This is a genomic window from Cellvibrio sp. ATLC23 (genome assembly GCF_057196725.1).
Genome location: NZ_JBXUOS010000014.1, coordinates 15,992 through 39,293, shown reverse-complemented (window position 1 = coordinate 39,293; position 23,302 = coordinate 15,992). Strand labels below are relative to the sequence as shown.

Sequence of the window (23,302 nt, the reverse complement as noted above, 5' to 3'; positions counted from 1 at the left end):
GCCATGAAAGGTCATGAAATAGTAGAAAAGAATATCGGCTTGATGACTGTGTTTATGGTTATCGCCATTAGCTTTGGTGGTTTGGTGGAAATTGTTCCGCAGTTCTTTCTTAAGCAAACCACTACGCCCATTGAAGGTTTGAAGCCGTTGAATGCGGTGCAACTGGAAGGGCGCGATGTTTATATCCGCGAAGGTTGCCATGTCTGCCATACCCAGATGGTGCGTCCATTGCGCGCGGAAGTTGAGCGCTATGGTCACTATTCAGTGGCGGGCGAATCGGTTTACGAGCATCCATTTCTCTGGGGTTCCAAGCGTACCGGCCCTGATCTGGCGCGTGTGGGTGGTCGCTACTCCGATGATTGGCACAAAGTGCATTTATTCAATCCGCGTATCGTAGTGCCTGAGTCAATTATGCCTGCCTACCCCCAGCTGTATGACAATAAACTGGATGGCAAGCACACTGAGGCAAAAATGCGTGCTTTGGCAAAAGTAGGCGTTCCTTATACTGAAGAGGATTTTGCCGGTGCAGAGCGAGCTGTTAAAGGCGTCACTGAAATGGACGCGCTGGTAGCTTACCTACAAAATCTGGGCGTACTGCTCAAAGAGAAGCGCTAATGGACGTAGGTACAATCGGCGCAATCTCTACGGTACTGGTCACTATTGCGTTCTTCGGCGTTTGCTTTTGGGCATTTTCTCCCAAACTCAAGAAACGTTTTGAAGAAGATGCCAAGTTGCCATTTGCCGATGAACCTCAAGACAAGCACACAGATGATCATAAGTAATCATCGATTAGGGCGGATTTAACTATGAGTACTTTTTGGAGCCTTTGGATCATTATCCTCACAACCACCAATTTGGTGCTGTTGTTATGGATTCTCTTGGCTACCCGCAAGAAAGTGGTGGCGGGCGAAGCAAGCACGGAAGCACAAACGACTGGCCACGAATATGATGGTATTGAGGAATATGATAATCCTTTGCCGCGCTGGTGGTTTTGGATGTTCATTTTGACGTTTGTATTTTCTGTTGGGTATTTAATCATTTATCCAGGTATGGGTGCCTACGAAGGTATCAAGGATAAGGACGGCAAGGCTTGGACATCCGTCAACGAGTTGCGTGGCCATCAGGCAGAAGCAGAGCAAATCTATGCGGAAACCTATGGTGTCTATTCCAAGATGCCAATCGAGGAGCTTGCTAGAAATCCGGATGCACTGAAAATGGGTTTCCGTTTGTTCTCCAACAACTGTGCTGTATGTCATGGTGCAGATGGCGGTGGTAATCCAGGCTTCCCGAACTTGACCGACAAAGATTGGCTCTACGGTGGTACGCCAGAAAAAATTCATGAAACTATCGTGAATGGTCGTAAAGCCGCTATGCCTGCTTGGGGTTCAATTTTAGGTGAGGAAGGTGTTGTTAATGTTGCTGAGTATGTGCTGCAACTATCGGGTGGTGAACACAATGCCGAAAAAGCTGAAGCGGGTGCAAAACTTTATACTGCTAACTGTGTGGCTTGTCATGGAGTTGATGGTAAGGGTAATCAGTTAGTGGGTGCGCCTAACCTGACCGATAAAATTTGGCTTTACGGTGGCGAGCCAGCCACGATTCGCCAAACAATACGTGATGGCCGCAATGGCGTAATGCCCGCGCAACAAGAATTACTGAAAGAAGATCGTATACATCTGCTGGCTGCGTACGTATACAGCTTGTCTTTGGAAGAATCTAACTAATTCTTCCTGCAAAGGAGGCAGGCTTAGGCCTGCCTTTTTTTTCGCATGTCATTAACGTTGTTGATTGCCATAGCAACGGGAGTAGTGAGGTAGTTCCCTTGAGTGAAAAGCCTTCGTCGAAGCAAGTGTCATCGTCTGCAGATACCGGTATCCGCTATGTGAACCTCTATGAGGCAGACGACAAGATCTACACTCGTCGTATCACTGGCTTTTATCAGCGCTTGCGCCGTTATACCGGTTTGCCTTTAATGTTGGGTTTTCTGTTAATGCCGTGGCTGATGATTGATGATCGGCCGGCGATTTTGTTTGACCTGCCTGAGCGTAAATTCCATATCTTGTGGCTGACATTTTGGCCGCAAGATGCAATGTATCTCGCCTGGTTATTGGTGATCGCGGCGTTTCTTTTATTTACCGTAACCGTCTTAGTCGGGCGTGTCTGGTGCGGTTTTACCTGCCCGCAGACCGTCTGGACCCAAATGTTTATCTGGGCCGAACATCTCTGTGAAGGTGATCGCAACAAGCGTATGAAGTTGGATGCTCAGCCTTGGGGATTTGAAAAGCTGTGGCGTAAAGGTGCTACACAATCAATCTGGATTGGCATTTCACTAGTGACCTCGCTTACCTTTGTTGGTTATTTCACACCTATCCGTGAATTGATCACCGGTTTTTTCACCTTTCATCTGGATCTAGTCACCACCTTTTGGGTGCTGTTCTATGTAGCGGCGACCTACATGAATGCCGGGTTTATGCGCGAGCAGTTTTGTAAGTACATCTGCCCTTATGCGCGCTTTCAAGCGGTCATGTATGATCACGACACCTTGACTGTTTCCTACAACAATATCCGCGGCGAAAAACGTGGCCCACGTAAAGCGGGTGATGATTACAAGGCGCAGGGCTTGGGCGATTGTATCGATTGTTCCTGGTGTGTGCAGGTGTGTCCGGTGGATATCGATATTCGCGATGGATTGCAGGCGGAGTGTATCGATTGCGGGCTCTGTGTTGATGCTTGTAATAGCGTCATGGATAAAATGGATTATCCGCGTGGGCTGATCAGTTTTACCACTGAAGATGCCATTCAAACCGGCACCACTAAAGTATTTCGTCCGCGCTTACTGGGCTATGGCTTGATGCTGACGATTATGATTTCCCTGTTCGTTTACTCCATCGCCACCCGTGTGCCTGTGGGGCTTGAGGCTCAGCGTGATCGCGGGGTGCGAATGTATCGCGTGGTAGAAGACAATATACAAAATGTATATACCTTGAAGATCAGCAATATGGATCGCAACACCCATATCTACGACATAGAAGTAGACGGTGACTATGACTTTGATATTCAGGGGTATAAAGCTATTCCCGCGGTTGAGGGTGAGGTGTTGACGATTCCAGTGCGGGTATCAGTCAAGCAGGCAGAGTTAAAGAGTAAAAAGTCGGAGATTCATTTCCGCGTTCGCGCCCGTGAAAACCCTGCAATTACCGCGACTAACACCACCACTTTTATTGGCCCTTAATTTTGCCTTTCAATTATTTTCCCAAGGTGTTTGCATGAGTATTGCGCAGAAAGTTGCCTCCGAGAGAGATGTGATGAGCGAGACAGATGACGAAAGTGTTAAGCCCTGGTACCGCCAGTTCTGGTTCTGGTTTGTATTCAGCCCGTTGATTTACATCATCATCATGTGCTCTGTTACGGTGACCATTGCGCTCAAGGGTGCCGATGATGTGATTATCGATAACTACTATAAAGAAGGGCGCATGATTAATCAGGCGCTGGAGCAGGATAAACGTGCGCAGGCGCTGGGCTTAAGTGGCAACCTAAGCTTTGATCGCACTAGTGGCGAGGTCTCCCTGACCATCGCCAATCCGCCTACCGAGGCGACCTTGATGCCTGAAAAGTTGTTGTTGCTGATGGGGCACCCAGTGAAAGCGGCAAAAGATCAGTTGATCGCGCTGACTGCGATTGCTCCGGGCAAGTACCGTGGCGAATTATTGGTCGAGCCGGATTACTCCTGGTATCTCACGCTTTATCCCGTTAATGATTTAACACTGCGTAAAGATGCACCCTGGACCTTAAGCGGTGAAATAGATTTCCGTGCTGCTGAAAATACCCAATTGGCGCCGCGCGTCCACTAGTTGAGTAATAAATGGCGACCCCAACGCCCTCCGCAAGTATTTCCGGGCAGGCCTGTTATCACTGTGGCCTGCCTGTACCTCCCGCTTGCAACTACCCCGTCAATATTCAAGGGCAAACACGGCTAATGTGCTGCCCCGGCTGCCAAGCGGTGGCTATGGCGATTGTCGATGGCGGGTTGGAAAGCTTTTACCACTTTCGTACCGCTAGCAATGAACGCCCCGATACGGCAGGGCAGGCAACCCAGCGCTGGGATATTTACGATTTGGCGGAAGTGCAAGCCGAGTTTGTCGTTCCTTTTGACGATAGGTTTAAACAAGCCAATTTACTGCTTGAGGGTATTAGTTGCGCTGCCTGCAGCTGGTTGATCGAAACTCACCTCAAAAAAAATCCTGCGATCCAATCGGTAACGGTCAATCTCAGCACCCATCGCTGCGCGATTGTGTGGGATTCGCAATTCCCGCTCAGTGAAATATTTCAATCTCTTGCGGCGATTGGTTATCTGCCGCGCCCGGCGACGGATGATCAGCAGCAGCAATTAATCAAAAAAGAAAACCGTATTGCCCTGTTTCGCATCGGTGTCGCCGGTTTTGGCACTATGCAGGCGATGATGGTGGCGGTGGGTATGTATACCGGTGCGACCGACTTCTGGTTGGATTTTTTGCGCTGGCTGTCGATGCTGGTAGCGACGCCGGTGGTCTTTTTTTCCGCCTGGCCATTTTTTCAAGCTGCCTGGCGCAGCATGCAAATGCGCCATTTGGTGATGGATGTACCGGTCGCGTTGGCGATAGGTTTGGCCTATTGCGCCAGTGTTTGGGCGACAGTTTCGGGCACCGGTGAAGTCTATTTTGAATCTGTCTCCATGTTTACCCTGTTCCTGTTGGTGGGGCGTTATGTGGAGCTGCGTGCGCGCCATCGTAACCGTTTGGCGTTTGGCAATCTCGCGCAATTAATGCCGCTCACTGCCTGCTGCTTGCGTGAAGAAAATGGCTGCGAAATTGAGCAGCCTATGCCCATTAAAACCCTACAGTTAGGTGATGTAATTTTAGTCAAAGCAGGCGAAACCTTCCCCTGCGATGGCCGTGTTTTGGCGGGGGAAAGTGCGGTAGTAGAAGCGCTGCTGACCGGTGAGTCCCGCCCCATCAGCAAGCAACCGGGCGATATGGTGATCGCCGGTACGCTGAATAATCACAGCCCGCTCAAAGTGGCAGTCACCGCTTTGGGCGCGGCAACCCAACTCTCGGCTATTGAGCGGTTGGCAACCCAGGCGGCAGAGGAAAAACCACAGCAAGTTTTGGCGGCTGATCGCATGGCGCGCTTTTTTATCGCCCGGTTGTTAATTGTATGCAGTGCTGTTTTCGCTTTCTGGCTTTGGTATCGCCCTGAGCAGGCGCTCTGGGTAACCTTGTCGGTATTAGTCGTGACTTGCCCCTGTGCTTTGGCTTTGGCTATGCCAGCGGCGCTATCGGCGGCAACGGCTAACTTGCGTAAACGCGGTTTTTTGGTGGCGCGCGGTCATGTCATCGAGGCGCTCAACGGGGTTAATCGGGTAATTTTTGATAAAACCGGCACCCTCACCAAAGGCAAGTTTGTTGTGCAACAGGTACAAGCGTTTGCGGCCGTTGATCTATCGCGCGATCAATTATTAGGCTTAGCCGCGGCACTTGAGGCTGGCTCGAACCACCCGCTAGCTGCTGCGTTTCGCCCGTGGCAAGGTCTGTATCAAGCACAGGATATTAAACAAATCACTGCCGCCGGAGTGGCAGGGCGGATCGCCAATCAGGTTTACTGTTTAGGCACAGCCGAGTTTGCGGCCGAGCTTCTGCCTGATCCGAACGTGCCACTTGTATTGCCTGATTCTATTCATACCTGGTTATTGTTGGCCAATGAAGTGGAACCCTTGGCCTGGATTGCCCTTGTGGATGAAGTGCGCCCCGATGCGGCGGCTTTGATTCAGCGGCTTAAAGGGCATGGGGTCGCCGTTGAGTTGTTGAGTGGTGACCAATCCGGCGCCGTTGCCCAACTCGCACAGCAACTGGGTATTGATGACTATGTTGCCGGCGCCAAACCGGGCGACAAATTGTCGCATCTGAGCCAGCGCCAAGCAGCGGGTGATAAAGTGCTGATGATTGGCGACGGCATTAACGATGTGCCCGTATTGGCCGGTGCCGATGTGTCGGTCGCTATGGCTTCAGCATCGGATCTGGCGCAAACTCGCGCTGACTCAGTGCTGCTGAATGATCGCCTCGATGTAATTGCTGATGCCTTGGAAATCGCCCAGCGAACCAAAGGCGTCATCAGCCAAAATCTGCGTTTCTCACTGGCTTACAATCTGCTCGCTTTACCACTTGCTGCGGCTGGTATGATTCCACCTTGGCTGGCGGCGATAGGTATGACGGCCAGCTCCCTGATCGTCATTTTTAACGCGCTGCGTTTAACCAAATAAGTTCATCACCGTGAGTAGTTAATGGAAAGTCTGTATTTTCTTGTCCCTTGCGCACTGATTTTTATCGGTCTGGCGATCAAAGTGATGTTTTGGGCAATCAACAATGGCCAGTACGATAACCTCGATACCGAGGCGCATCGCATCTTGTTTGATGCGGACAAAAAACAACAAGATCCTGCCTCAACCCCCAATACGCCTGCTAATACCTCTAACGATAAGAACGCCCGCCCATGATAATCGACTGGTCTGCCCTCACTGCCGCGTTTTTGCTCGGCCTTTTTAGTAGTGCCCATTGTGTGGGTATGTGCGGCGGGATCATGGGCGCGTTGAGCATGGCAGTTCCTGCTCATGCCAAGGCGCGGCGCTGGTTTATCCTACTCAGTTACAACCTCGGGCGCATTGCTAGCTATGCCTTGATGGGGGCGATAGTCGGCCTCTTCGCCGCGCAGATTACCGAAGCGGGTGGTGCAGTCTGGTTGCGCTGGCTGGCAGGTGCGTTGCTGATTGCGATGGGCTTGTATCTTGCCAACTGGTGGCGGGGGCTGACCTATCTGGAAAGTGGTGGGCGCTATTTGTGGGCCTACTTGCAGCCGCTAGGTAAAGCCTTAATGCCGGTCGATACTGTGCCGAAGGCGGTTACACTCGGCGGTATCTGGGGTTGGTTGCCCTGTGGTTTGGTCTATTCAGCGCTGGCTTATGCCATGGCACAAGGTCATGCTGTCGGCGGCGGTTTGGTGATGCTCGCCTTTGGTTTGGGCACTTTGCCCGCCGTGCTCGCAACCGGTTTTATTGCACAACAATTGGGGCGTTTGTTGCAGCGCCCGCGCATCCGCTGGAGCTTTGCGCTAGCGGTGATGCTGTTTGGTCTGTGGACTATTTGGGGTGGCGGTCACGGCAGCCACCAGCACCATCACGACAATCATTCATCTGTGCACGAAGGCATGGGTCATTCGACGATGGATCACTCAGGCATGGATCACTCGCAAATGAATCATTCAGATATGAAGCACACTATGATGGATCATGTTGCAACAGATCTTTCAGATAGTGATGACTCCTCTCCTCCGCAACTGCCGGCAGAGCAAGGTTCTGTGCCCGAGCAGACAGAACCCAATCTGCAACATGCCGTAAAATCCTCGGCTGCAGTACATGAGTAAGCTGGTTAAAAACTCTTAACAGAGGTGTGCTAGGCGAACGAAATTCACCATGCTAAGGTGCGTGCCTGCTAAGCTTGCAACTGAATAAAGACTTTCTTGTCCAATTATTCGCCAGCATTTTTTCCATCGCTTTTTAAGCGCGCGTTTGAGATATCACTATGACTAAAACCCCGTGTCTTGGGTTCTTCTGCGCTTTGATTTTGTTATCGGCGATGTTGGGTGCCCTGCCGGTGAAGGCAGAAACCCAAACCGAGCCAGCCATTGAGACTGATTCCAGTTGCGAAAGCTTTGAAGGGCGGCGTATTAAAATTGCCGATGCCAAAAACACTCGTATCGAAACTCATTTGTTTGATGATTTACAAGGCAAACACATTCGCAATATACAATTCACTAGTTTATCGGTGTTTGATAAAAACGATCCGAACGAAAACAACAGTCTCTATTTATTTTTGAATAAGCTTCATGTCAATACTCGCTCTAGTGTTGTGCGGGCACAATTATTATTTAATGAAGGCGAGCTTTTAGATATCAGCAAAATTCACGAGAGTGAACGTATTCTGCGTAAGCGCCCCTATCTTACTAACGCCTATATTATTCCTGTCACTGTCTGCGCAGATCAGCTCGACATAATGGTGGTGACTCAGGATGCATGGGCACTTGAGCCACAACTTTCACTGAGCAAAGAGTCAGAGGGAACGAAATCTGGCTTTGCCATTTCTGATGGTAATATTTTAGGCACTGGTAATAGTTTGACTATTGGCTATGAGCAAAATACCCAGCGCAATTTGATCAGTTACGACTTCAGCAATCCACATATTTTTAATTCACAAATCGCCACAAAAATTTACTATGCCGATACCAGTGATGGCCGCGATACAATTGTGGATATTTCTCACCCTTTCTATTCGTTACAAACTCCCTGGGCCGCCGGTTTCTATACGCAAGACGTAACGTTGGAAGAACCCATCCGCCATATGGATGAACAAATAAATGAATTTCGCCACCAAACTATGCATAACCGAATTTATTTTGGCGTGGCGACTGATGTCACATCTACCCATACCCAGCGTTGGCTAGTGGGTATCTCTAACGAAGAAGACAATTTTTTTGTGTCGGATGAAACTCTGCAAGCAATTCCTGAGCAACGTAAAGCGGTCTATCCATGGATTGAATATCAGTACCTTGAGAACCGATTCGGTGTATTTAAAAACGTAAATCAAATTCAGCGCCCGGAAGATATAGCGCTGGGGCAAAATTTACGTTTTCGCGTGGGCTATGCTGGAACACAATTTGATAACCCCGATGATGTGATCCGCTACATAGGGAATTACTCGAATATCGTTGATTTTGACAAGCAGCATATCTTCGAAACTACATTTGAATTGGATGGGCGCCATCACTCCAGTATCAATGGTATTGATAGTACTGTCGCAGGTATTAATCTTACCTACAATTATTTTCAAGATGAAAAGCGTCGCTGGTATCTCGGTTTTCGCTATGACATAGGGCAAGATCTGGCGCAGTACGAAGAGCTAACCGTAGGTGATATTACCGGCTTGCGCGGCTACCCTACGGATTATCAGCGCGGTGACGAGCGCTATGTACTAACACTAGAACGCCGTTATTTCACCGATATTCATATTTTTAATCTGTTGCGAGTTGGCGCTGTAGCTTTTGTAGATGTAGGTAAGGCATGGGGGATAGAGCAATATGGTTACAGCCCACTTTTGAGCAACGTGGGTTTTGGTTTGCGTCTTAGCTCCAGTAAAGTGCGCATCGGCAATGTAGTGCATATCGATGTCGCTATGCCAACATCGGCGCGCAATGCCGAAGGTGTCAGTCGGTATCAATTGACTGTCGGAGCTGAATCAAAATTTTAACTTGAGTTGTGAGTCGCCTAGCACTCGCCCAGGTTAATTTATCTTTATTGGCCGTAGCTACGGCGACATTTCCCGTAATAGTTAGGGCAATGGTTACAACGACTAAATTTTTGGAAAAATATCTATGCGAATTCTTCATACCATGTTGCGTGTTGGCAATCTACCCAAGTCTATAAAGTTTTACACTCAGACACTGGGAATGAAACTTTTGCGGCAGCAGGATTATCCCGAGGGAAAATTTACCCTGGCATTTGTGGGCTATGGGGATGAAGCCAGCAATTCCGTTATTGAGTTAACGTACAATTACGGTGTTGAGTCATACGATTTGGGCAAGGGCTACGGGCATATTGCTTTGGGTTGTGACGATGTTTATGCCACCTGCGAAAAAATTCGTGCAGCCGGTGGAAAGATTGTGCGTGAGCCTGGCCCCATGCTGCATGGCACCACCATATTGGCGTTTGTTGAAGATCCAGACGGCTACAAAATTGAATTGCTGGGTGTTAAATAGTTCGCGCAGCAATATCATCATCGGCTTTGCAATCTGTTTGTTTTTTTCGTCCTACCGAGATGAGCGTTTGTCGCTCTTGAATTATGATCACACACCTGTCTCAACTGCAATTTGATAATCGCTTGGTGCGTGGATTGCCCGCTGATCCTGAAACGGAAAATTATCGCCGCCAGGTGACCGGCGCAATTTATTCGCGCGTAAATCCTACCCCAGTCAAAAGTCCCCGTTTGGTTGCCGGTGCAAAAGAAGTTGCTGCTTTACTAGATTTACCTGAATCGGTCTTTCAGCAAACCGAATTTGCGCAAGTATTTGGCGGCAACCAATTAGTTGCTGGCATGGAGCCTCATGCCTGCTGTTATGGTGGACATCAATTTGGTAATTGGGCGGGGCAGTTGGGTGATGGTCGTGCTATTAATTTGGGCGAGGTACGCAATCAACATGGCGAACACTGGACACTGCAATTAAAAGGTGCCGGCCCCACACCTTATTCACGCACGGCCGATGGCTTGGCAGTGCTGCGCTCTTCGGTGCGCGAATTTTTGTGCAGTGAAGCTATGTTTCATTTAGGTGTTCCCACTACTCGTGCATTGAGTTTGATTAGCACCGGTGAGTGGGTGCGGCGCGATATGTTTTACGACGGCAATGCGCAACTGGAAGCCGGTGCCGTAGTCTGCCGCGTCGCCCCCAGTTTTACCCGCTTTGGCAATTTTGAAATTTTGTCCGTACGCGGTGATATTGATTTACTGAAACAATTAGCCGATTTCACTATCCGCACCGATTTTTCACATCTGTTAGAAGGTGCAACAGATGAAATTACCACCGATACCTACCTGCAATGGTTTACGGAAATTTGTATTAGCACCGCGCAGTTAATGGCGCATTGGATGCGCGTTGGTTTTGTGCACGGGGTGATGAATACCGACAATATGTCGATCCTTGGTTTAACGATTGACTATGGTCCCTATGGTTGGCTGGAAGGCTACGAGCCGGATTGGACACCAAATACAACTGACGCCCAAGGGCGTCGCTATCGCTATATCAATCAGCCACGCATTGCGCTGTGGAATTTGGCACAGCTCGCCAATGCACTCTATCCATTAATCAATAGCGTTGAACCATTGCAGCAGGCGCTGGAAAAATATCGTGCGGAATATGAACGCTGTGCACAGCGCGATATGGCCAATAAATTAGGTTTAAGCCAATTTGATCCAACGCAAGATCAAGCGCTCACCGATAACTTGTTGCAAACGCTGCAAACAGCAGAAATCGACATGACGATTTTTTATCGTATGCTTGCGCGCTTGTCACTCGATGACATTGATCAATATACGGAGCAGCAGTGGGTTGATATTGTGCGTACGGCTTATTATTCCGCACCAGATGCCAGCGCGGAAAGGGCTATGGCAACTTGGTTGCGCAGTTACGCGCAGCGGTTGCAACAAGATTATATATTGACTGGGAATGATGATACGCAGCGGCGCGCGCGCATGAATGCGGTTAATCCAAAATATGTGTTGCGTAACTATCTTGCGCAGCAAGCGATTGATAAAGCCACCGAAGGTGATAACTCTGAAGTAGAAAAGTTGTTGCAAATATTGCGCAACCCCTATGACGAACAGCCTGAGTATGAAGCCTATTTTGCCAAGCGCCCTGAATGGGCGCGGCATAAGGCGGGCTGTTCAATGTTGTCTTGCAGCTCCTAACAAATCTCATTCTGTCGTCGTCTCCTGAATTCCATATTTAAAATTTAGTTAGAGAAAAATATGATCGGAAAAATTTTGGGTTTTATCGCAGGTATTTTTGCTGGCGGTCCTTTCGGCGCAATTGTGGGCGCGCTGCTGGGGCATTTTTTAATCGATCGCAAAAAACATGCAGCCCCTAAAATGTCGCAGGAACAATTGCATGCGGTGCAGGTGAATTTTTTCACCACCGTGTTTTTATTGTTAGGGCATTTGGCAAAAGCTGATGGACGTGTCAGCGAAACCGAAATTCAACTGACCGAGTCGTTAATGAGTAAAATGGGGTTAACCCCGGAGCATCGACGTGAAGCCATACGCTTATTTAAAGTAGGTACCACGGATGAGTTTGAACTTGATGCGGTGATGAATGACTTTAAACAACACTGCGGTGCCAGCCCTAACTTGATTAACATGTTATTGGTTAATCTCGTTAATTTGGCGATGGCTGATGGTGTGTTGGATAATCAAGAGGCGCAGGTGCTGCGCTTGGTTGCCGAGCGCTTGGGCTTTTCCCGTTTTGCCTTTGAGCAGTTGTTGCGTATGCTCAACGCACAAAATAGTTTCAGGCAAGAGCAGGGGCATCATCGGGCTGGGCAACAACAGGCGCCGCGCGCCGATGAGTTAGCTTTAGCTTATGAGGCTTTGGGCGTAGAAAAAACTGTCAGTGATGCTGAGCTGAAAAAAGCTTATCGCAAATTAATGAGTGAATATCACCCTGATAAACTCATCGGGCAGGGTATGCCGGAAGATATGATTAAAGCTGCTACCGAGCGCGCTCAGGAAATTCAAGCCGCTTATGATTTGATAAAAAAATCTCGTTAATACTTTTCCTCAGTGAGGCGTTTTATTCCCTGAGGAATCTTTTTCTGGTGTTTTTCTTATAGCTGTTTCTGTTTCGAATCGCCTCAAAATCCCCTCTATTACGACAAATAAGTATAAAGCGCGTTTGCGCCATTTACATTTCTCGGCTGCAGTATTTCTAGGGCATGTGTGAATTATTGTGACGCTTAAAACATTTTTAAGGTAAATCGTTGACAACGTTGTCCAGTTGGGTGTAATTTCATCATGTCTGTTGCGTTTACACATTTTCACAATAATAAAAACAGTGTGGTAAGCCAAGGAGCGATAGTGAAGACTAATTTCCCTCGCTGGAAATAATCATGGTTTTCATGGACTTTTCTTTATCAGGACATTGACTCCACCTTGTGTTTATCAAGGTGCGCGCGGTTGTTTTTTCAATTTCAAATCATGAATTTTTATTGGGTGATAACTCAGGGCTGACTATTGCCTGCAGGTTTCTTTTGCCCGAAAGAAGACGGAGAAAGGTTAGGCAGGACGCTTGTCTGACGGACGAAAAATAACAAATGGAATAGGGGTGTTGAACGGGTTGCAAGACCTGAATGTGCAAGTCCGGGAGATTCTGTGTTGCCCTAATGCGCAACAAGAATGTGATGAAAACAAAAAAATATACCGAGGAAAACCAATGAGATCCTTCAAACCATTTACTCTGTTAACAAGTCTGGGGCTGTTATCAGTCGCAGCATTGGCCAGTGTTCAAGCACAGGCCTACAATTGCAGCAATGTGGCTGCGTATAAACAAGGCACCTATGCCAACGGCGCAGTAGTGCAAAATGTAGGTAGCGCCTATTCATGTACCGTTGGTGGTTGGTGCTCGGTAGGCGGCCCTTATGAGCCTGGTGTAGGTTGGGCTTGGGCAAACGCTTGGAGCAGTTTGGGTGCATGTGACGGTGCTACCACCAGCAGTGCTGCATCCAGCGTTGCTTCAGTGGCATCTTCAAGTAAAAGTTCTGTACAAAGCTCGGCAGTTGCTTCCTCTATCACTGCTTCTTCCGTTGGGTCTGTTGCTGGATGCGGCGGTGTAGCTGCCTGGAATAGCACGGCAGTTTATACCGGTGGCAATCAAGCGAGCCGCAATGGTGCTCTCTATCAAGCAAAATGGTGGACTCAGGGCAATGACCCGGTTACCAACTCAGGTCCTGATGGTGTTTGGGTAAACAAAGGTGCTTGTGGAACTGCGTCATCCTCTGTTGTTTCTTCCGTTGTTGCCAGCTCTACTCCTAGTTCTGTAGCGCCTAGCTCTAGCTCTACTCCAAGCTCAGTTGTGCCTAGCTCTAGTTCCAAGTCATCTGCAGCTAGCTCGGTTAGCTCAAGCACTAGTTCAGTACCATCTGCTGGTGGCAAAAAAGTCGTAGGCTATTTTGCTGAGTGGGGTATTTATGGCCGCAACTATCATGTGAAAAATATTGCGACCAGTGGTTCAGCGGCGCAACTGACTCACATTCTTTATTCGTTTGGTAATGTGCAAAATGGTAAATGCACCATTGGGGATTCTTACGCAGCCTACGATAAAGCCTATGATGCAGCGGGCAGTGTCGATGGTGTAGCGGATACCTGGGATCAACCATTGCGCGGTAACTTCAACCAATTGCGCAAGTTGAAAGCGATGAACCCTAACCTCAAAGTGATTTGGTCATTTGGCGGCTGGACTTGGTCAGACGGCTTCCCGCAAGCAGCACAAAATCCAACTGCGTTTGCCGACTCTTGTTATGCATTAGTAGAGGATCCTCGTTGGGCCGATGTATTTGATGGTATCGATATCGATTGGGAATACCCGAACGAATGTGGTTTGAAATGCGATACCACCAGCGGTTTCTCAGGTTATAAAAATCTGATGCAAGCACTGCGTGCACGTTTTGGTAGTAATGCATTGCTTACTTCTGCGATTGGTGCAGGCGCTGCAAAAATTAACGCAGCAGATTACGCCGGCGCCGCTCAGTATGTCGATTTCTATATGCCGATGACCTATGACTTCTTTGGTGCGTGGGATAAAACTGGCCCAACATCTCCGCACTCTGCTTTGTACGATTACGCCGGTATTCCTAAGGCGGGTTATAACTCGGACAACGCGATTCAATTGATGAAGTCTAAAGGTATTCCGGCGAGCAAAATCCTCTTGGGTGTTGGCTTCTACGGTCGCGGTTGGACTGGCGTTACTCAAGCGGCACCTGGCGGATCAGCAACCGGTGCAGCAGCAGGTACTTATGAAGCGGGTATTGATGATTACAAAGTATTGAAATCAACATGCCCAGCGACTGGAACTGTAGGCGGCACAGCTTACGCGTTCTGCGGTGGCAATTGGTGGAGCTACGACACACCACAAACACTGGTGGGTAAAATGGATTATGTTCATCAACAAGGTTTAGCTGGTACTTTCTTCTGGGAGTTAAGCGGCGATACCAACGATGGTGAATTGATTCGTGTAATCGGCAACGCTATGCGTTAATTACCCTCAGGCGATTAACAATAATCCGGCAGTCTCAGATTGCCGGATTTTTTGCGTTTAGAGAGTTCAAAAATAGTACGGATAAAATAAAACAGGCATAAAAAAACCGGCGGTAAAATCACAGCCGGTTTTTTTAATAAAGCGTGGTAAAAATTATTCGTGATTCAATATCATCACATCGGTATCAACTGCGGCGATCAAACGCTCGGCAGTGTTGCCACGACGGGTCTTGGTCATGCCGTTTTGCCCCAAGGTTCCCATTACGATCAAATCTGCACCAATCTTTTCCGCTAAGGCTGATACTACGTCAGAGGTGTAGCCATTTTCGACGTGAATTTTGTCATTCGCCAAACCGGTTGCATTGACCAATTTGCCGCGGTCGGGATAGTTCATTGAATCCAGATAGCCATTGATTACATGCAGATCTGCACCATAGGTTTCTGCATAAAATTTTGCAGTGGCGATAATCTTTTTGTTCAGCTCTACTTGCACATCGCGTTGTGCTTGCACATTCACTGCGGCAAGAATCACTTTGCGCTGTGCTTTCGCGCCCGGGCGAATCAAAACCACTGGGCAGTAAGCGCCTTTCAATAATTCCCATTTTGATTCAGTGAAGAAGAAGCGGCTGTTGTTATTGCTGGCATGTACTGGCAGATAAATCAGATCTGCATCAAAACGCTTGGCCGATTCCATAATGGATTTTTGCCACTCGGAAGACCAGGAGATCTCCATAGTGTATTCAATACCAGCGTTAGCTAATGGGGATTTGATGTTTTGTTCAAACCAGGTCAGGTCGCGAAATAAATGATCGTTGACTGAGCGGGTGTCCACTGCATCGCCATCTACTGCAACAAATGCATGAACTTTTGGTTTGTCTTGCATCAGCGAGGAAACAATAATCGCGCGTTCAAGCGCTATGTGGTGGGTATCATTGGGGTCAACAACAACGAATAGCTTTTGTGACTTGGACATACTGGCTCCTACTGGTTCCCTAAATAAAGAGAGTGGGTTGTTATTTTCTGGTTGGGGCTAGCATAGCAACCCCTTTGTGGTTTTTACAGCGACAAAGCCGCTTGTGGTGCTCTATAGCGCTTAAATAAGGTTGATATAGATTAAACTGTACGCCTTTTTTACAGACCCTCAGGGATAACACTATGAATTTGCTTGAAAATTATCCAATCGCCGAGCTTGTGGTCGGGCAGCGGGCCAACTACAGCAAAACGCTGACAGAGCGGGATGTCATCCTGTTTGCCGCCTGTTCCGGCGATGTCAATCCGGTGCATCTCGATAAAACCTACGCAGCGACTACACCTTTTGGTGAACCTATCGGCCACGGTATGTGGACTGGCGCTTTGGTGTCGGCAGCGATTGCGACCTGCCTGCCTGGCCCCGGGTCTGTCTATCGCAGTCAAAGCCTCAGTTTTAAACATCCGGTAAAAATAGGCGATACAGTGACTATCACACTGATTATCAGCGAGATTAAAGAGCGGGTGAAATTGGTGACCATTGAGTGCGAAGCGCACAATCAGGACGGCAAATTAATTGCTAAGGGTGTGGCAGAAGTGATTGCACCGGCGGAGAAGTTAAATATTAACGCCGGTGAAATACCAGAAATAACAATCGGTTGATTTTGGTATTCACAAATCCATAAAAACTCGGAGCGAAAGTGAGTTTTTATGGATTGTATTGTCGCTCTTGGTGGCGATTAGTTATTCCGTTTCTTCATCGCTATATTCATCGCCAACCCAGCCGCCTAGTTCTTTCCAGCGATTTACAATCACACAAAATAATTCGGCGGTTTTTTCTGCATCGTAAGCGGCGGAGTGGGCGGCGCTATTGCTAAATTCAATACCGGCAACCTGGCAGGTTTTGGCGAGTACGGTTTGGCCGTAAGCCAGACCGGCGAGTGTGGCTGTATCAAATACCGAAAACGGATGAAATGGGCTGCGTTTAATATTGCAGCGAGCGATGGCCGCGTTAACGAAATTCAAATCAAAATGGGCGTTGTGGCCAACGATCACCGCGCGAGTGCAGCCGTTTTCTTTTACGGCGCGGCGCACGGCGCTGAGCAAATCGGTCATTACCATTAATTCCGGTTCGGCCATGCGGTCAGGGCAATCGAGATCAATACCGGTGAAATCCAGCGCGGCCTGTTCAATGTTGGCGCCTTCAAATGGATCGACATGAAACGAAAAGGTCTCGTGGCGATGCAAATAGCCCTCTTGATCCATACGGATGGTGACTGCGGCGATTTCCAGTAGTGCATCGGTAAAGGAGTTAAATCCACCAGTTTCTACATCAACTATCACAGGCAAAAAGCCGCGAAAGCGCTGCGCCATAGGTGAATCGGGATCGCGGGAATTTTCAGGAGGATTCACAGGGTCGCCTTAAGCAGTTTGTAACTGCCAACGAAGGGTTTCACCAGCGCGCAACGGCACCAGCGGTTGGTCGCCCATGCTCAGGGCGTCCGGCACTTGCCAGTCTTGTTTGAGCAGGGTGATGGTATCGGTATTGCGCGGCAGGCCATAAAAATCAGCGCCGAAATGGCTGGCGAAGGCTTCGAGTTTATCGAGCGCGCCGGCATCTTCAAAGGCTTCGGCATAAAGCTCGATGGCGGCATAGGCGGTATAGCTACCGGCGCAACCACAGGCGGCTTCTTTTTTATCTTTGGCGTGGGGGGCGGAATCGGTGCCTAAAAAGAATTTCGGGCTGCCGCTGGTTGCCGCGCTGATCAAAGCTTGCTGATGTGTACTGCGCTTTAAAATCGGCAGACAGTAGTAGTGCGGGCGAATCCCGCCAGCGAGCATATGGTTGCGGTTGTACAGCAGGTGATGCGCAGTAATGGTTGCCGCGATATTGGCGGGCGCATCGGCGACAAACTGGGCGGCATCGGCAGTGGTAATGTGCTCCAACACCATTTTTAGCGCTGGAAAATCTTTTACTACCTTGCTGAAGGTGCGCTCCAGAAAGACTTTTTCGCGATCAAAAATATCGATGGCGCTGTCAGTCACTTCCCCGTGCAACAAAAACGGCATACCGGCATTTTGCATCGCCTCCAGCACTGGGTAGATCTTGTTCAGATCAGTCACGCCCGAAGCCGAGTTAGTCGTCGCGCCCGCTGGGTAAAGCTTGCAGGCGGTAACACCCGCCGCTTTAGCGATGGCGATGTCGGCGGGGTTGGTATTGTCCGTGAGGTACAACACCATTAACGGCTCAAACTGGCTACCTGCCGGGCGCGCCGCGAGGATGCGCTCTTTATAGGCCAGCGCTTGCTCGGCATTCATCACGGGTGGCACCAGATTGGGCATGACAATCGCACGGGCAAATTGTTGTGCTGCATCGCCCACGGTGCGGGTGAGTGCTGCGCCATCGCGCAGGTGGATATGCCAATCGTCGGGGCGGGTAAGGGTTAGCTGCTGTGTCATGGGGTAAGCATGTCCAAAAAATAGAGGGGAGTAACAGTCAAAAGTGGCCGCATCCTACCAAAATTGGCTCTTCTTCGCAGCCTTAATTCCTCGGTTGTGGCTTGGCGCATTCGCCAGCATTCTGCGCTGAGCTGGCTATACTCGGAAGTATCCTTGTTTTTATGCCGTTGGAATTGTTCATGTATTTGGCTACTGCTTATCGTTTATGCCCTGCAATCGTATTGGTATTTGGCCTTGCGCACAGCGTATCGCTTTGCGCCCAAACCTACAGTGCCGGTTTTAATGATGCGCAATGGACAGCCAAAAGCGGGTCATTTGCCTGCAGTTTGCACCATGAAATTCCCGGTTTTGGCAGTGCGCAGTTTGTGCGCAAAGCCGGCGGCAGTGAGTTTCTTGAGTTGAAACCCAGTGGTCATGTTGCCTTTAGCGATTTGGTTAGAATTGAGGCGGTGCCACCTATGTGGCGCAGCGATGCAGCAGCCAGCCCTCTGGGGCAGTTGCAAGTCAATGGCAAGCAACCACTACGGGCAACGGCCGCGCAGATCAAGACGATCAGCGCTGCCTTAGCGCAGGGCACCAATGTGCAATTCAGCAGTGCACAAATGGACCTCAATGGCCTTACCCTGCGTGTGGTTCTGGAGGCGCGCAACTTTAGTCCCGCCTATGGGCGCTATCAAACCTGCATCGGCGCATTGATTCCCTATACCTTTGACCAGATCGCACGCATGCTGGTGAATTATGCTCCCGACGCCAGTGAGTTGAGTGCTGCCACCAAAACCCAGCTCGATAAAATCGTGCGCTACAGCAAAGCCGATCCCAATGTATTGGGGATTTTGGTTGATGCCCACAGCGACAAATTGCCCACACCGGAAAAGGGCGATGCGGCATCACAACGGCAGGCGGAATTGGTGACGGCTTATCTGGTCGCTAAAGGCCTGCGTGCCGATATGATTACTACCCGTTGGCATGGCGATAAGTTTCCTATCGCCAACAATTACACCAAGGCGGGGCAGGCTAAAAATCGGCGTGTTACGGTGCGTATGGAAAGTGAAACCACCCGCAAACAAATGGAAAAGAAAATCGCGGCCATTATCGCGGCCGAAGAAAAAGCGGCTGAGCAAAAAGCTGCAGCAGAAAAGGCTGCGCAGGAAAAAGCATCACAGGTGCCCGCTGCATTACCAGCGAGCCTGCAGCAACTTGAACAGATGGTTGAACAGCAAGATCTCACCAGTGGCAGACAGCCCACACCGCAAGCCAGGTAAGGTCAATCGCAAAACCCGATTGATTGCACTTGCATTTTTTTAGCACAATTCCCAAATCATTCTTAACCCGGATTTTACGCCCGGGTTGGAATTATTTTTAAACTCATCAGTCTGAACTTGCGCACCAGAGGCAATTGCATCCTGAGATGCGAATTGTCTGTTGTTATTCATTGAGGAGCCTTGTATGTACAAAATGACTGCCAAATGGGCGAGTCTTATCGCAGTAGTGACCTTAATTTTATTGCCTGTCGCCAGCTTTGCAGCACAGCTGCCGGATTTCACCGAGCTTATCGAGCAGCATTCGCCTGCTGTAGTAAAAATTACCGCTGTGTCCAAAGGCGCAATGGCGCAAGCACCACAACAACTGCCGCCGAATATGGAAGGTCTGCCGGATATTTTCCGCGAATTATTAGAGCGCCGCCAAATGCCGCGCGATAGAGGTTCACTGGGTTCAGGTTTTATTATTTCCAGCGATGGTTATGTGCTAACCAATAATCATGTGATCGATCAGATGGATACCATCACCGTTATCCTCAATGATCAGCGTGAATATACGGCTAAATTAATTGGCAGCGATGAGCGTTCGGATTTGGCCTTGTTAAAAGTCGATGCCAAAAATTTACCCACGCTGACCCTCGCACGAGATGAAAAATTAAAAGTTGGCCAATGGGTTATCGCAATCGGCTCGCCGTTTGGATTGGATTACTCAGCGAGTGCCGGCATTGTCAGTGCTATTGGGCGCAGCATTCCTTCGGCGCGCAATGAAAGCACTTACGTTCCCTTCATCCAAACTGATGTGGCAATTAACCCGGGTAATTCAGGTGGGCCGCTCTTTAATATGGATGGCGAAGTAGTCGGCATTAACTCACAAATTTATTCGCCCAGTGGTGGCTCTGTTGGATTATCGTTTGCAATTCCCTCATCGCTGGCGCTGGATGTGGTTGCGCAATTAAAAGATAAAGGCCGTGTTGATCGCGGTTGGTTGGGCGTGATGATTCAGGATGTGGATAAAAATCTCGCCAGTTCATTGGGTATGGATAAACCCATGGGCGCGTTGATTAGTGAAGTTGATGGAGAAGGCCCTGCAGCAAAATCCGGTTTAAAAGCAGGCGATTTGATTATTAAATTCAACGGCAGCGATGTTCACACCTCAAGCGACTTGCCTTATTTGGTTGGCCGCACGCCACCAAAATCCAAAGTGCCGGTGGTGATTATGCGCAAAGGCAAAGAGCAAAATTTAAATGTCACGGTTGGTATTTTGCCTGTATCACCTGCGGAAGCGGCTGCACGCCCGGCGTCGGGGCCGATTGATAATTCCGTTGATGTGCTGGGCTTAGTGGTAAGCCCGCTGGAGCAAACCCAGCGCGGTGGCGCAGACTCTGGTGTTGTGGTGCGCGAGGTAAAACCGGGCAGCCCGGCAGCGGAAACGGGAATACAAGTGGGAGATGTAATTACCCAGCTCGCGTTTAGCGATATTAAATCGCCCGGCGATTACGCCAAAATTGTCAAAAAATTACCCAAAAATGAACCGCAAGCGATTCGCTTTTACAGTCAGGGGCGTCCGGTATTTCGCTCGATTGTTATCAAGTAGTAGTTAAAAACATTTATCTTTTCTGCCCATTAAAAACGCCAGTATTGCTGGCGTTTTTAATGGGTATAAGGTGGATTTAGATTCCCCCAATGTTTGTTATAAACCGAGCTCGTCTTCCAGTGCATCGGTTTCTTGTTGATATTCAGCAGAAGCGCCTTTTTTGCGTTGCTCTTCCATTTGTTTTTGCATGGCTTGTGCCTGCTGTTGCAACTCCTGAATTTTTTTCGGGTCGCTATACATTTTTTGCATTTCGGCGATTTGTGCCGCTGAACCCATTTGTGCATCTTTAGCGAGTTGCTCGCCCTGGGCTTCCAGTTTTGCGCGGGCTTGTTGTTCTTTGTCGTAATCACCGATTAATGAATAAAAATCACTTGCCCGTTGATACTGCGCTGCAGTCATAGCTTGGTCAGCGTAAGTGCGCGCTTTTTGTTCCAGGGTTTTAATTTGTGTTTCTTTATCCAGTTGGCGATAAAACTCCAGCGCGTTTTCCAGTAACGTTGCTGTTCCGCTGTAGGATTTGTTGATGCGGTCGGCATGTGCCAAGCGGGCTTGGTCGATTTTAGCGCGCAGTGCCTCGGCCTCTTTGTAGTCGCGGACTTGTTGCGTCCAACTATGGGCTTCATCAAATGCTTTGCGGATATCTTCAATGCGGTCGGTTTTCCATTGCTGCTGGAATTGCGTTGCTGCTTGTTGAGCATTCATTGCACTGATCATATCGCCAGGTTTGATGGCATCTTTTTGCTGCTCCAGCTTGGCTAAGGCTTGCAGGTACGCATCGGGCAGTAAGGTTGAATAACTATTTAACAAACGGTTGATGTTGGTGGGTGGCAGGCTCACAACATAGGGGTCAAAACTGGGGTCCAATTTGTAGCCGCCGGTCATTCCGATCGCCATTTTATTGTTGGAGATAAAATAATCCTGTGCACGCACTTTAAAATGTTCTTGCGCAAATGCGGAGAGTGCTACGTTAGCTGGTGTTTTTTTCAAGGCGGCGATCAAGGCTTTATCGGCCGCTGCAAAATGCGAACCTTTTTCATACCATTGAAATGCACCGACAGGTTTTCCATCCTTAAATAAATTACCCTTTTGCTCTTCAATTTTTCCCTGCTTATTACCCAGCTCAATTGCTTTACTGAGCGCTTGTTTAGCAACAGGGTTGCCGCCATCTTCACAGACATAACCTTGTGCGACATCGTATTGATTGATGGCGTCCCAGAATTGTCCTTGTGCTTCAAGGTTTGCACCCTGTTGGTAAGCGCGCTGCGCGTCAGCCACGCTTAAATCGGCAACACAATCGGCAAGGCTCAGGGGGGCAGCGAGCGAGAGCAGGCTGCAGATAAATAACTTTTTCATGGTAAAAATCCTTGTGCTAAATCCCTGGTTATTGCGGTTTAAAATTTTTCATCATGTTGCCCATGCTGGGCATAGGTTGATAGCCAGGAGGCAATTCAAATAGCGCCGCTTCTTGCGGTTCCACTTTGAGATTTTTGAGTATCATGGTGACGCGATTTTTATCTTTCCCTTCTTTGCTCAAGAAATCCATTTTGACTGGAATATTTTCTGGCGATAACCAGATAAAACCACCGGCACTTTTATCTTTCATCAGGATTTTATATTTGGTGGTGTTCATGCCATCAAGTGCGTCACTGCCTATTTTTTCAATGGTGACATCATCCGGCGCTTTGCCTGACATCTTGTTGGCCGATTTTATATCGATTTTCATATACATTTTTTGCATTGGCATTAATTGCCAGGCAACATTTTTATCCGGGCGGATAATTGAAATCATGCTCATGCCTTCCATTTGCATTTCATTGCGTTCTTTGCCGTGGGAGTGATGCACTGTTTGAGTGAAACTGCCTTCTGCCATTACCACTTGGCGTACCCCGGAGTATTCGGTATTGGGTGCGGGAATCGTGTCGGCGCTGCTGGCATGGGAGAATAGCAGTGCGGTCATCATGGAAAATAGAAGTGTGAATAAATAGGTGAGATGTTTCATGATATTAAGTCCGTTTGTTGGTGATAAAAAATTGCAAGTAATAAAAAACACCTGCGGTATCTGGCATCGATACCCTTTAATGGTTAACCCGAAAAAGGCCGCAGGTGAAAGCTGAAAGGCAGAAGTACATGAGGTGATTAAC

General features: G+C 48.8%; 21 protein-coding genes. 16 read left to right on the top strand and 5 right to left on the bottom strand.

Features of this window, described 5'->3' with window-relative positions; genetic code table 11:
- Nucleotides 1–3 precede the first annotated feature (3 nt).
- The 13 genes from ccoO to AC2CG4_RS18380 all read left to right on the top strand — a co-directional run bounded on the left by ccoO (nucleotide 4) and on the right by AC2CG4_RS18380 (nucleotide 14,883).
- Nucleotides 4–615: a cytochrome-c oxidase, cbb3-type subunit II gene (gene ccoO, locus AC2CG4_RS18440; protein WP_484487667.1), complete on the top strand. Its 612-nt coding sequence runs from the start codon at nucleotides 4–6 to the stop codon at nucleotides 613–615.
- Nucleotides 615–782, top strand: coding sequence for a CcoQ/FixQ family Cbb3-type cytochrome c oxidase assembly chaperone (locus AC2CG4_RS18435; protein ID WP_062066141.1), 168 nt, complete (start codon nucleotides 615–617; stop codon nucleotides 780–782). The genes ccoO and AC2CG4_RS18435 overlap by 1 nt, the downstream gene beginning before the upstream one ends.
- Before the next feature lie 24 nt (nucleotides 783–806).
- Nucleotides 807–1,724 (top strand): cytochrome-c oxidase, cbb3-type subunit III, encoded by a 918-nt coding sequence (gene ccoP, locus AC2CG4_RS18430; protein ID WP_484487666.1) that lies wholly within the window; start codon nucleotides 807–809, stop codon nucleotides 1,722–1,724.
- A gap of 98 nt (nucleotides 1,725–1,822) precedes the next feature.
- Nucleotides 1,823–3,232, top strand: a complete 1,410-nt coding sequence (ccoG, locus tag AC2CG4_RS18425) for a cytochrome c oxidase accessory protein CcoG (RefSeq protein ID WP_484487665.1) — start codon at nucleotides 1,823–1,825, stop codon at nucleotides 3,230–3,232.
- A gap of 34 nt (nucleotides 3,233–3,266) precedes the next feature.
- Nucleotides 3,267–3,851: a FixH family protein gene (locus AC2CG4_RS18420; protein WP_484487664.1), complete on the top strand. Its 585-nt coding sequence runs from the start codon at nucleotides 3,267–3,269 to the stop codon at nucleotides 3,849–3,851.
- 11 nt (nucleotides 3,852–3,862) lie between these two features.
- Nucleotides 3,863–6,295: a heavy metal translocating P-type ATPase gene (locus tag AC2CG4_RS18415; RefSeq protein ID WP_484487663.1), complete on the top strand. Its 2,433-nt coding sequence runs from the start codon at nucleotides 3,863–3,865 to the stop codon at nucleotides 6,293–6,295.
- Between the two features lie 21 nt (nucleotides 6,296–6,316).
- Entirely contained in the window at nucleotides 6,317–6,529 is a 213-nt protein-coding gene (gene ccoS / locus AC2CG4_RS18410) for a cbb3-type cytochrome oxidase assembly protein CcoS (protein WP_484487662.1), read from the top strand.
- A complete protein-coding gene (locus tag AC2CG4_RS18405) occupies nucleotides 6,526–7,452 on the top strand; it encodes a sulfite exporter TauE/SafE family protein (RefSeq protein ID WP_484487661.1) in 927 nt (308 codons plus the stop codon). The genes ccoS and AC2CG4_RS18405 overlap by 4 nt, the downstream gene beginning before the upstream one ends.
- 158 nt (nucleotides 7,453–7,610) lie before the next feature.
- On the top strand, nucleotides 7,611–9,332 hold the full coding sequence (locus AC2CG4_RS18400) for a BamA/TamA family outer membrane protein (RefSeq protein WP_484487660.1): 1,722 nt from the start codon (nucleotides 7,611–7,613) through the stop codon (nucleotides 9,330–9,332).
- Nucleotides 9,333–9,456: 124 nt separating this feature from the next.
- A complete protein-coding gene (gene gloA / locus AC2CG4_RS18395) occupies nucleotides 9,457–9,840 on the top strand; it encodes a lactoylglutathione lyase (protein WP_484487659.1) in 384 nt (127 codons plus the stop codon).
- A gap of 83 nt (nucleotides 9,841–9,923) precedes the next feature.
- The gene (locus AC2CG4_RS18390) at nucleotides 9,924–11,543 is read left to right on the top strand and encodes a protein adenylyltransferase SelO (RefSeq protein WP_484487658.1); all 1,620 of its coding nucleotides are present in this window, start codon (nucleotides 9,924–9,926) and stop codon (nucleotides 11,541–11,543) included.
- Nucleotides 11,544–11,603: 60 nt separating this feature from the next.
- On the top strand, nucleotides 11,604–12,401 hold the full coding sequence (gene djlA / locus AC2CG4_RS18385) for a co-chaperone DjlA (RefSeq protein WP_484487657.1): 798 nt from the start codon (nucleotides 11,604–11,606) through the stop codon (nucleotides 12,399–12,401).
- Between the two features lie 661 nt (nucleotides 12,402–13,062).
- Nucleotides 13,063–14,883, top strand: coding sequence for a glycosyl hydrolase family 18 protein (locus AC2CG4_RS18380; protein ID WP_484487656.1), 1,821 nt, complete (start codon nucleotides 13,063–13,065; stop codon nucleotides 14,881–14,883).
- Nucleotides 14,884–15,036: 153 nt separating this feature from the next.
- On the opposite strand, the gene AC2CG4_RS18375 is transcribed toward AC2CG4_RS18380, so the two are convergent.
- A complete protein-coding gene (locus AC2CG4_RS18375; protein ID WP_484487655.1) occupies nucleotides 15,037–15,855 on the bottom strand; it encodes a universal stress protein in 819 nt (272 codons plus the stop codon).
- A 182-nt stretch (nucleotides 15,856–16,037) separates the two neighbouring features.
- Between AC2CG4_RS18375 and AC2CG4_RS18370 the strand changes: the two genes are divergently transcribed.
- On the top strand, nucleotides 16,038–16,511 hold the full coding sequence (locus AC2CG4_RS18370; RefSeq protein WP_062066065.1) for a MaoC/PaaZ C-terminal domain-containing protein: 474 nt from the start codon (nucleotides 16,038–16,040) through the stop codon (nucleotides 16,509–16,511).
- An 81-nt stretch (nucleotides 16,512–16,592) separates the two neighbouring features.
- Here AC2CG4_RS18370 and rnt read toward each other — a convergent pair whose 3' ends face one another.
- Complete coding sequence (gene rnt / locus AC2CG4_RS18365) at nucleotides 16,593–17,261, bottom strand: ribonuclease T (RefSeq protein ID WP_484487654.1); 669 nt, start codon at nucleotides 17,259–17,261, stop codon at nucleotides 16,593–16,595.
- A 9-nt stretch (nucleotides 17,262–17,270) separates the two neighbouring features.
- Complete coding sequence (gene pyrC, locus AC2CG4_RS18360) at nucleotides 17,271–18,308, bottom strand: dihydroorotase (protein ID WP_484487653.1); 1,038 nt, start codon at nucleotides 18,306–18,308, stop codon at nucleotides 17,271–17,273.
- Between the two features lie 179 nt (nucleotides 18,309–18,487).
- Here pyrC and AC2CG4_RS18355 point away from each other — a divergent pair, with 179 nt between their 5' ends.
- Together AC2CG4_RS18355 and AC2CG4_RS18350 are read left to right on the top strand one after the other, a co-directional pair.
- The gene (locus tag AC2CG4_RS18355; protein WP_484487652.1) at nucleotides 18,488–19,570 is read left to right on the top strand and encodes a MotY family protein; all 1,083 of its coding nucleotides are present in this window, start codon (nucleotides 18,488–18,490) and stop codon (nucleotides 19,568–19,570) included.
- 184 nt (nucleotides 19,571–19,754) lie between these two features.
- Nucleotides 19,755–21,161: a Do family serine endopeptidase gene (locus tag AC2CG4_RS18350; protein ID WP_484487651.1), complete on the top strand. Its 1,407-nt coding sequence runs from the start codon at nucleotides 19,755–19,757 to the stop codon at nucleotides 21,159–21,161.
- A gap of 96 nt (nucleotides 21,162–21,257) precedes the next feature.
- Here AC2CG4_RS18350 and AC2CG4_RS18345 read toward each other — a convergent pair whose 3' ends face one another.
- Nucleotides 21,258–22,514: a hypothetical protein gene (locus AC2CG4_RS18345; RefSeq protein ID WP_484487650.1), complete on the bottom strand. Its 1,257-nt coding sequence runs from the start codon at nucleotides 22,512–22,514 to the stop codon at nucleotides 21,258–21,260.
- Nucleotides 22,515–22,542: 28 nt separating this feature from the next.
- Nucleotides 22,543–23,160: a DUF4412 domain-containing protein gene (locus AC2CG4_RS18340; RefSeq protein WP_484487649.1), complete on the bottom strand. Its 618-nt coding sequence runs from the start codon at nucleotides 23,158–23,160 to the stop codon at nucleotides 22,543–22,545.
- Nucleotides 23,161–23,302: the final 142 nt, after the last annotated feature.

Coding starts and splice junctions, on each gene's coding strand:
- AC2CG4_RS18380 (WP_484487656.1), top strand. CDS start 13,063: ATGAGATCCTTCAAACCATTTACTCTGTTAACAAGTCTGGGGCTGTTA.
- AC2CG4_RS18420 (WP_484487664.1), top strand. CDS start 3,267: ATGAGTATTGCGCAGAAAGTTGCCTCCGAGAGAGATGTGATGAGCGAG.
- AC2CG4_RS18405 (WP_484487661.1), top strand. CDS start 6,526: ATGATAATCGACTGGTCTGCCCTCACTGCCGCGTTTTTGCTCGGCCTT.
- AC2CG4_RS18345 (WP_484487650.1), bottom strand. CDS start 22,514: ATGAAAAAGTTATTTATCTGCAGCCTGCTCTCGCTCGCTGCCCCCCTG.
- gloA (WP_484487659.1), top strand. CDS start 9,457: ATGCGAATTCTTCATACCATGTTGCGTGTTGGCAATCTACCCAAGTCT.
- AC2CG4_RS18375 (WP_484487655.1), bottom strand. CDS start 15,855: ATGTCCAAGTCACAAAAGCTATTCGTTGTTGTTGACCCCAATGATACC.
- AC2CG4_RS18355 (WP_484487652.1), top strand. CDS start 18,488: ATGTATTTGGCTACTGCTTATCGTTTATGCCCTGCAATCGTATTGGTA.
- pyrC (WP_484487653.1), bottom strand. CDS start 18,308: ATGACACAGCAGCTAACCCTTACCCGCCCCGACGATTGGCATATCCAC.
- AC2CG4_RS18415 (WP_484487663.1), top strand. CDS start 3,863: ATGGCGACCCCAACGCCCTCCGCAAGTATTTCCGGGCAGGCCTGTTAT.
- AC2CG4_RS18370 (WP_062066065.1), top strand. CDS start 16,038: ATGAATTTGCTTGAAAATTATCCAATCGCCGAGCTTGTGGTCGGGCAG.
- ccoS (WP_484487662.1), top strand. CDS start 6,317: ATGGAAAGTCTGTATTTTCTTGTCCCTTGCGCACTGATTTTTATCGGT.
- AC2CG4_RS18390 (WP_484487658.1), top strand. CDS start 9,924: ATGATCACACACCTGTCTCAACTGCAATTTGATAATCGCTTGGTGCGT.
- ccoO (WP_484487667.1), top strand. CDS start 4: ATGAAAGGTCATGAAATAGTAGAAAAGAATATCGGCTTGATGACTGTG.
- djlA (WP_484487657.1), top strand. CDS start 11,604: ATGATCGGAAAAATTTTGGGTTTTATCGCAGGTATTTTTGCTGGCGGT.
- AC2CG4_RS18350 (WP_484487651.1), top strand. CDS start 19,755: ATGTACAAAATGACTGCCAAATGGGCGAGTCTTATCGCAGTAGTGACC.
- AC2CG4_RS18340 (WP_484487649.1), bottom strand. CDS start 23,160: ATGAAACATCTCACCTATTTATTCACACTTCTATTTTCCATGATGACC.
- AC2CG4_RS18435 (WP_062066141.1), top strand. CDS start 615: ATGGACGTAGGTACAATCGGCGCAATCTCTACGGTACTGGTCACTATT.
- ccoP (WP_484487666.1), top strand. CDS start 807: ATGAGTACTTTTTGGAGCCTTTGGATCATTATCCTCACAACCACCAAT.
- AC2CG4_RS18400 (WP_484487660.1), top strand. CDS start 7,611: ATGACTAAAACCCCGTGTCTTGGGTTCTTCTGCGCTTTGATTTTGTTA.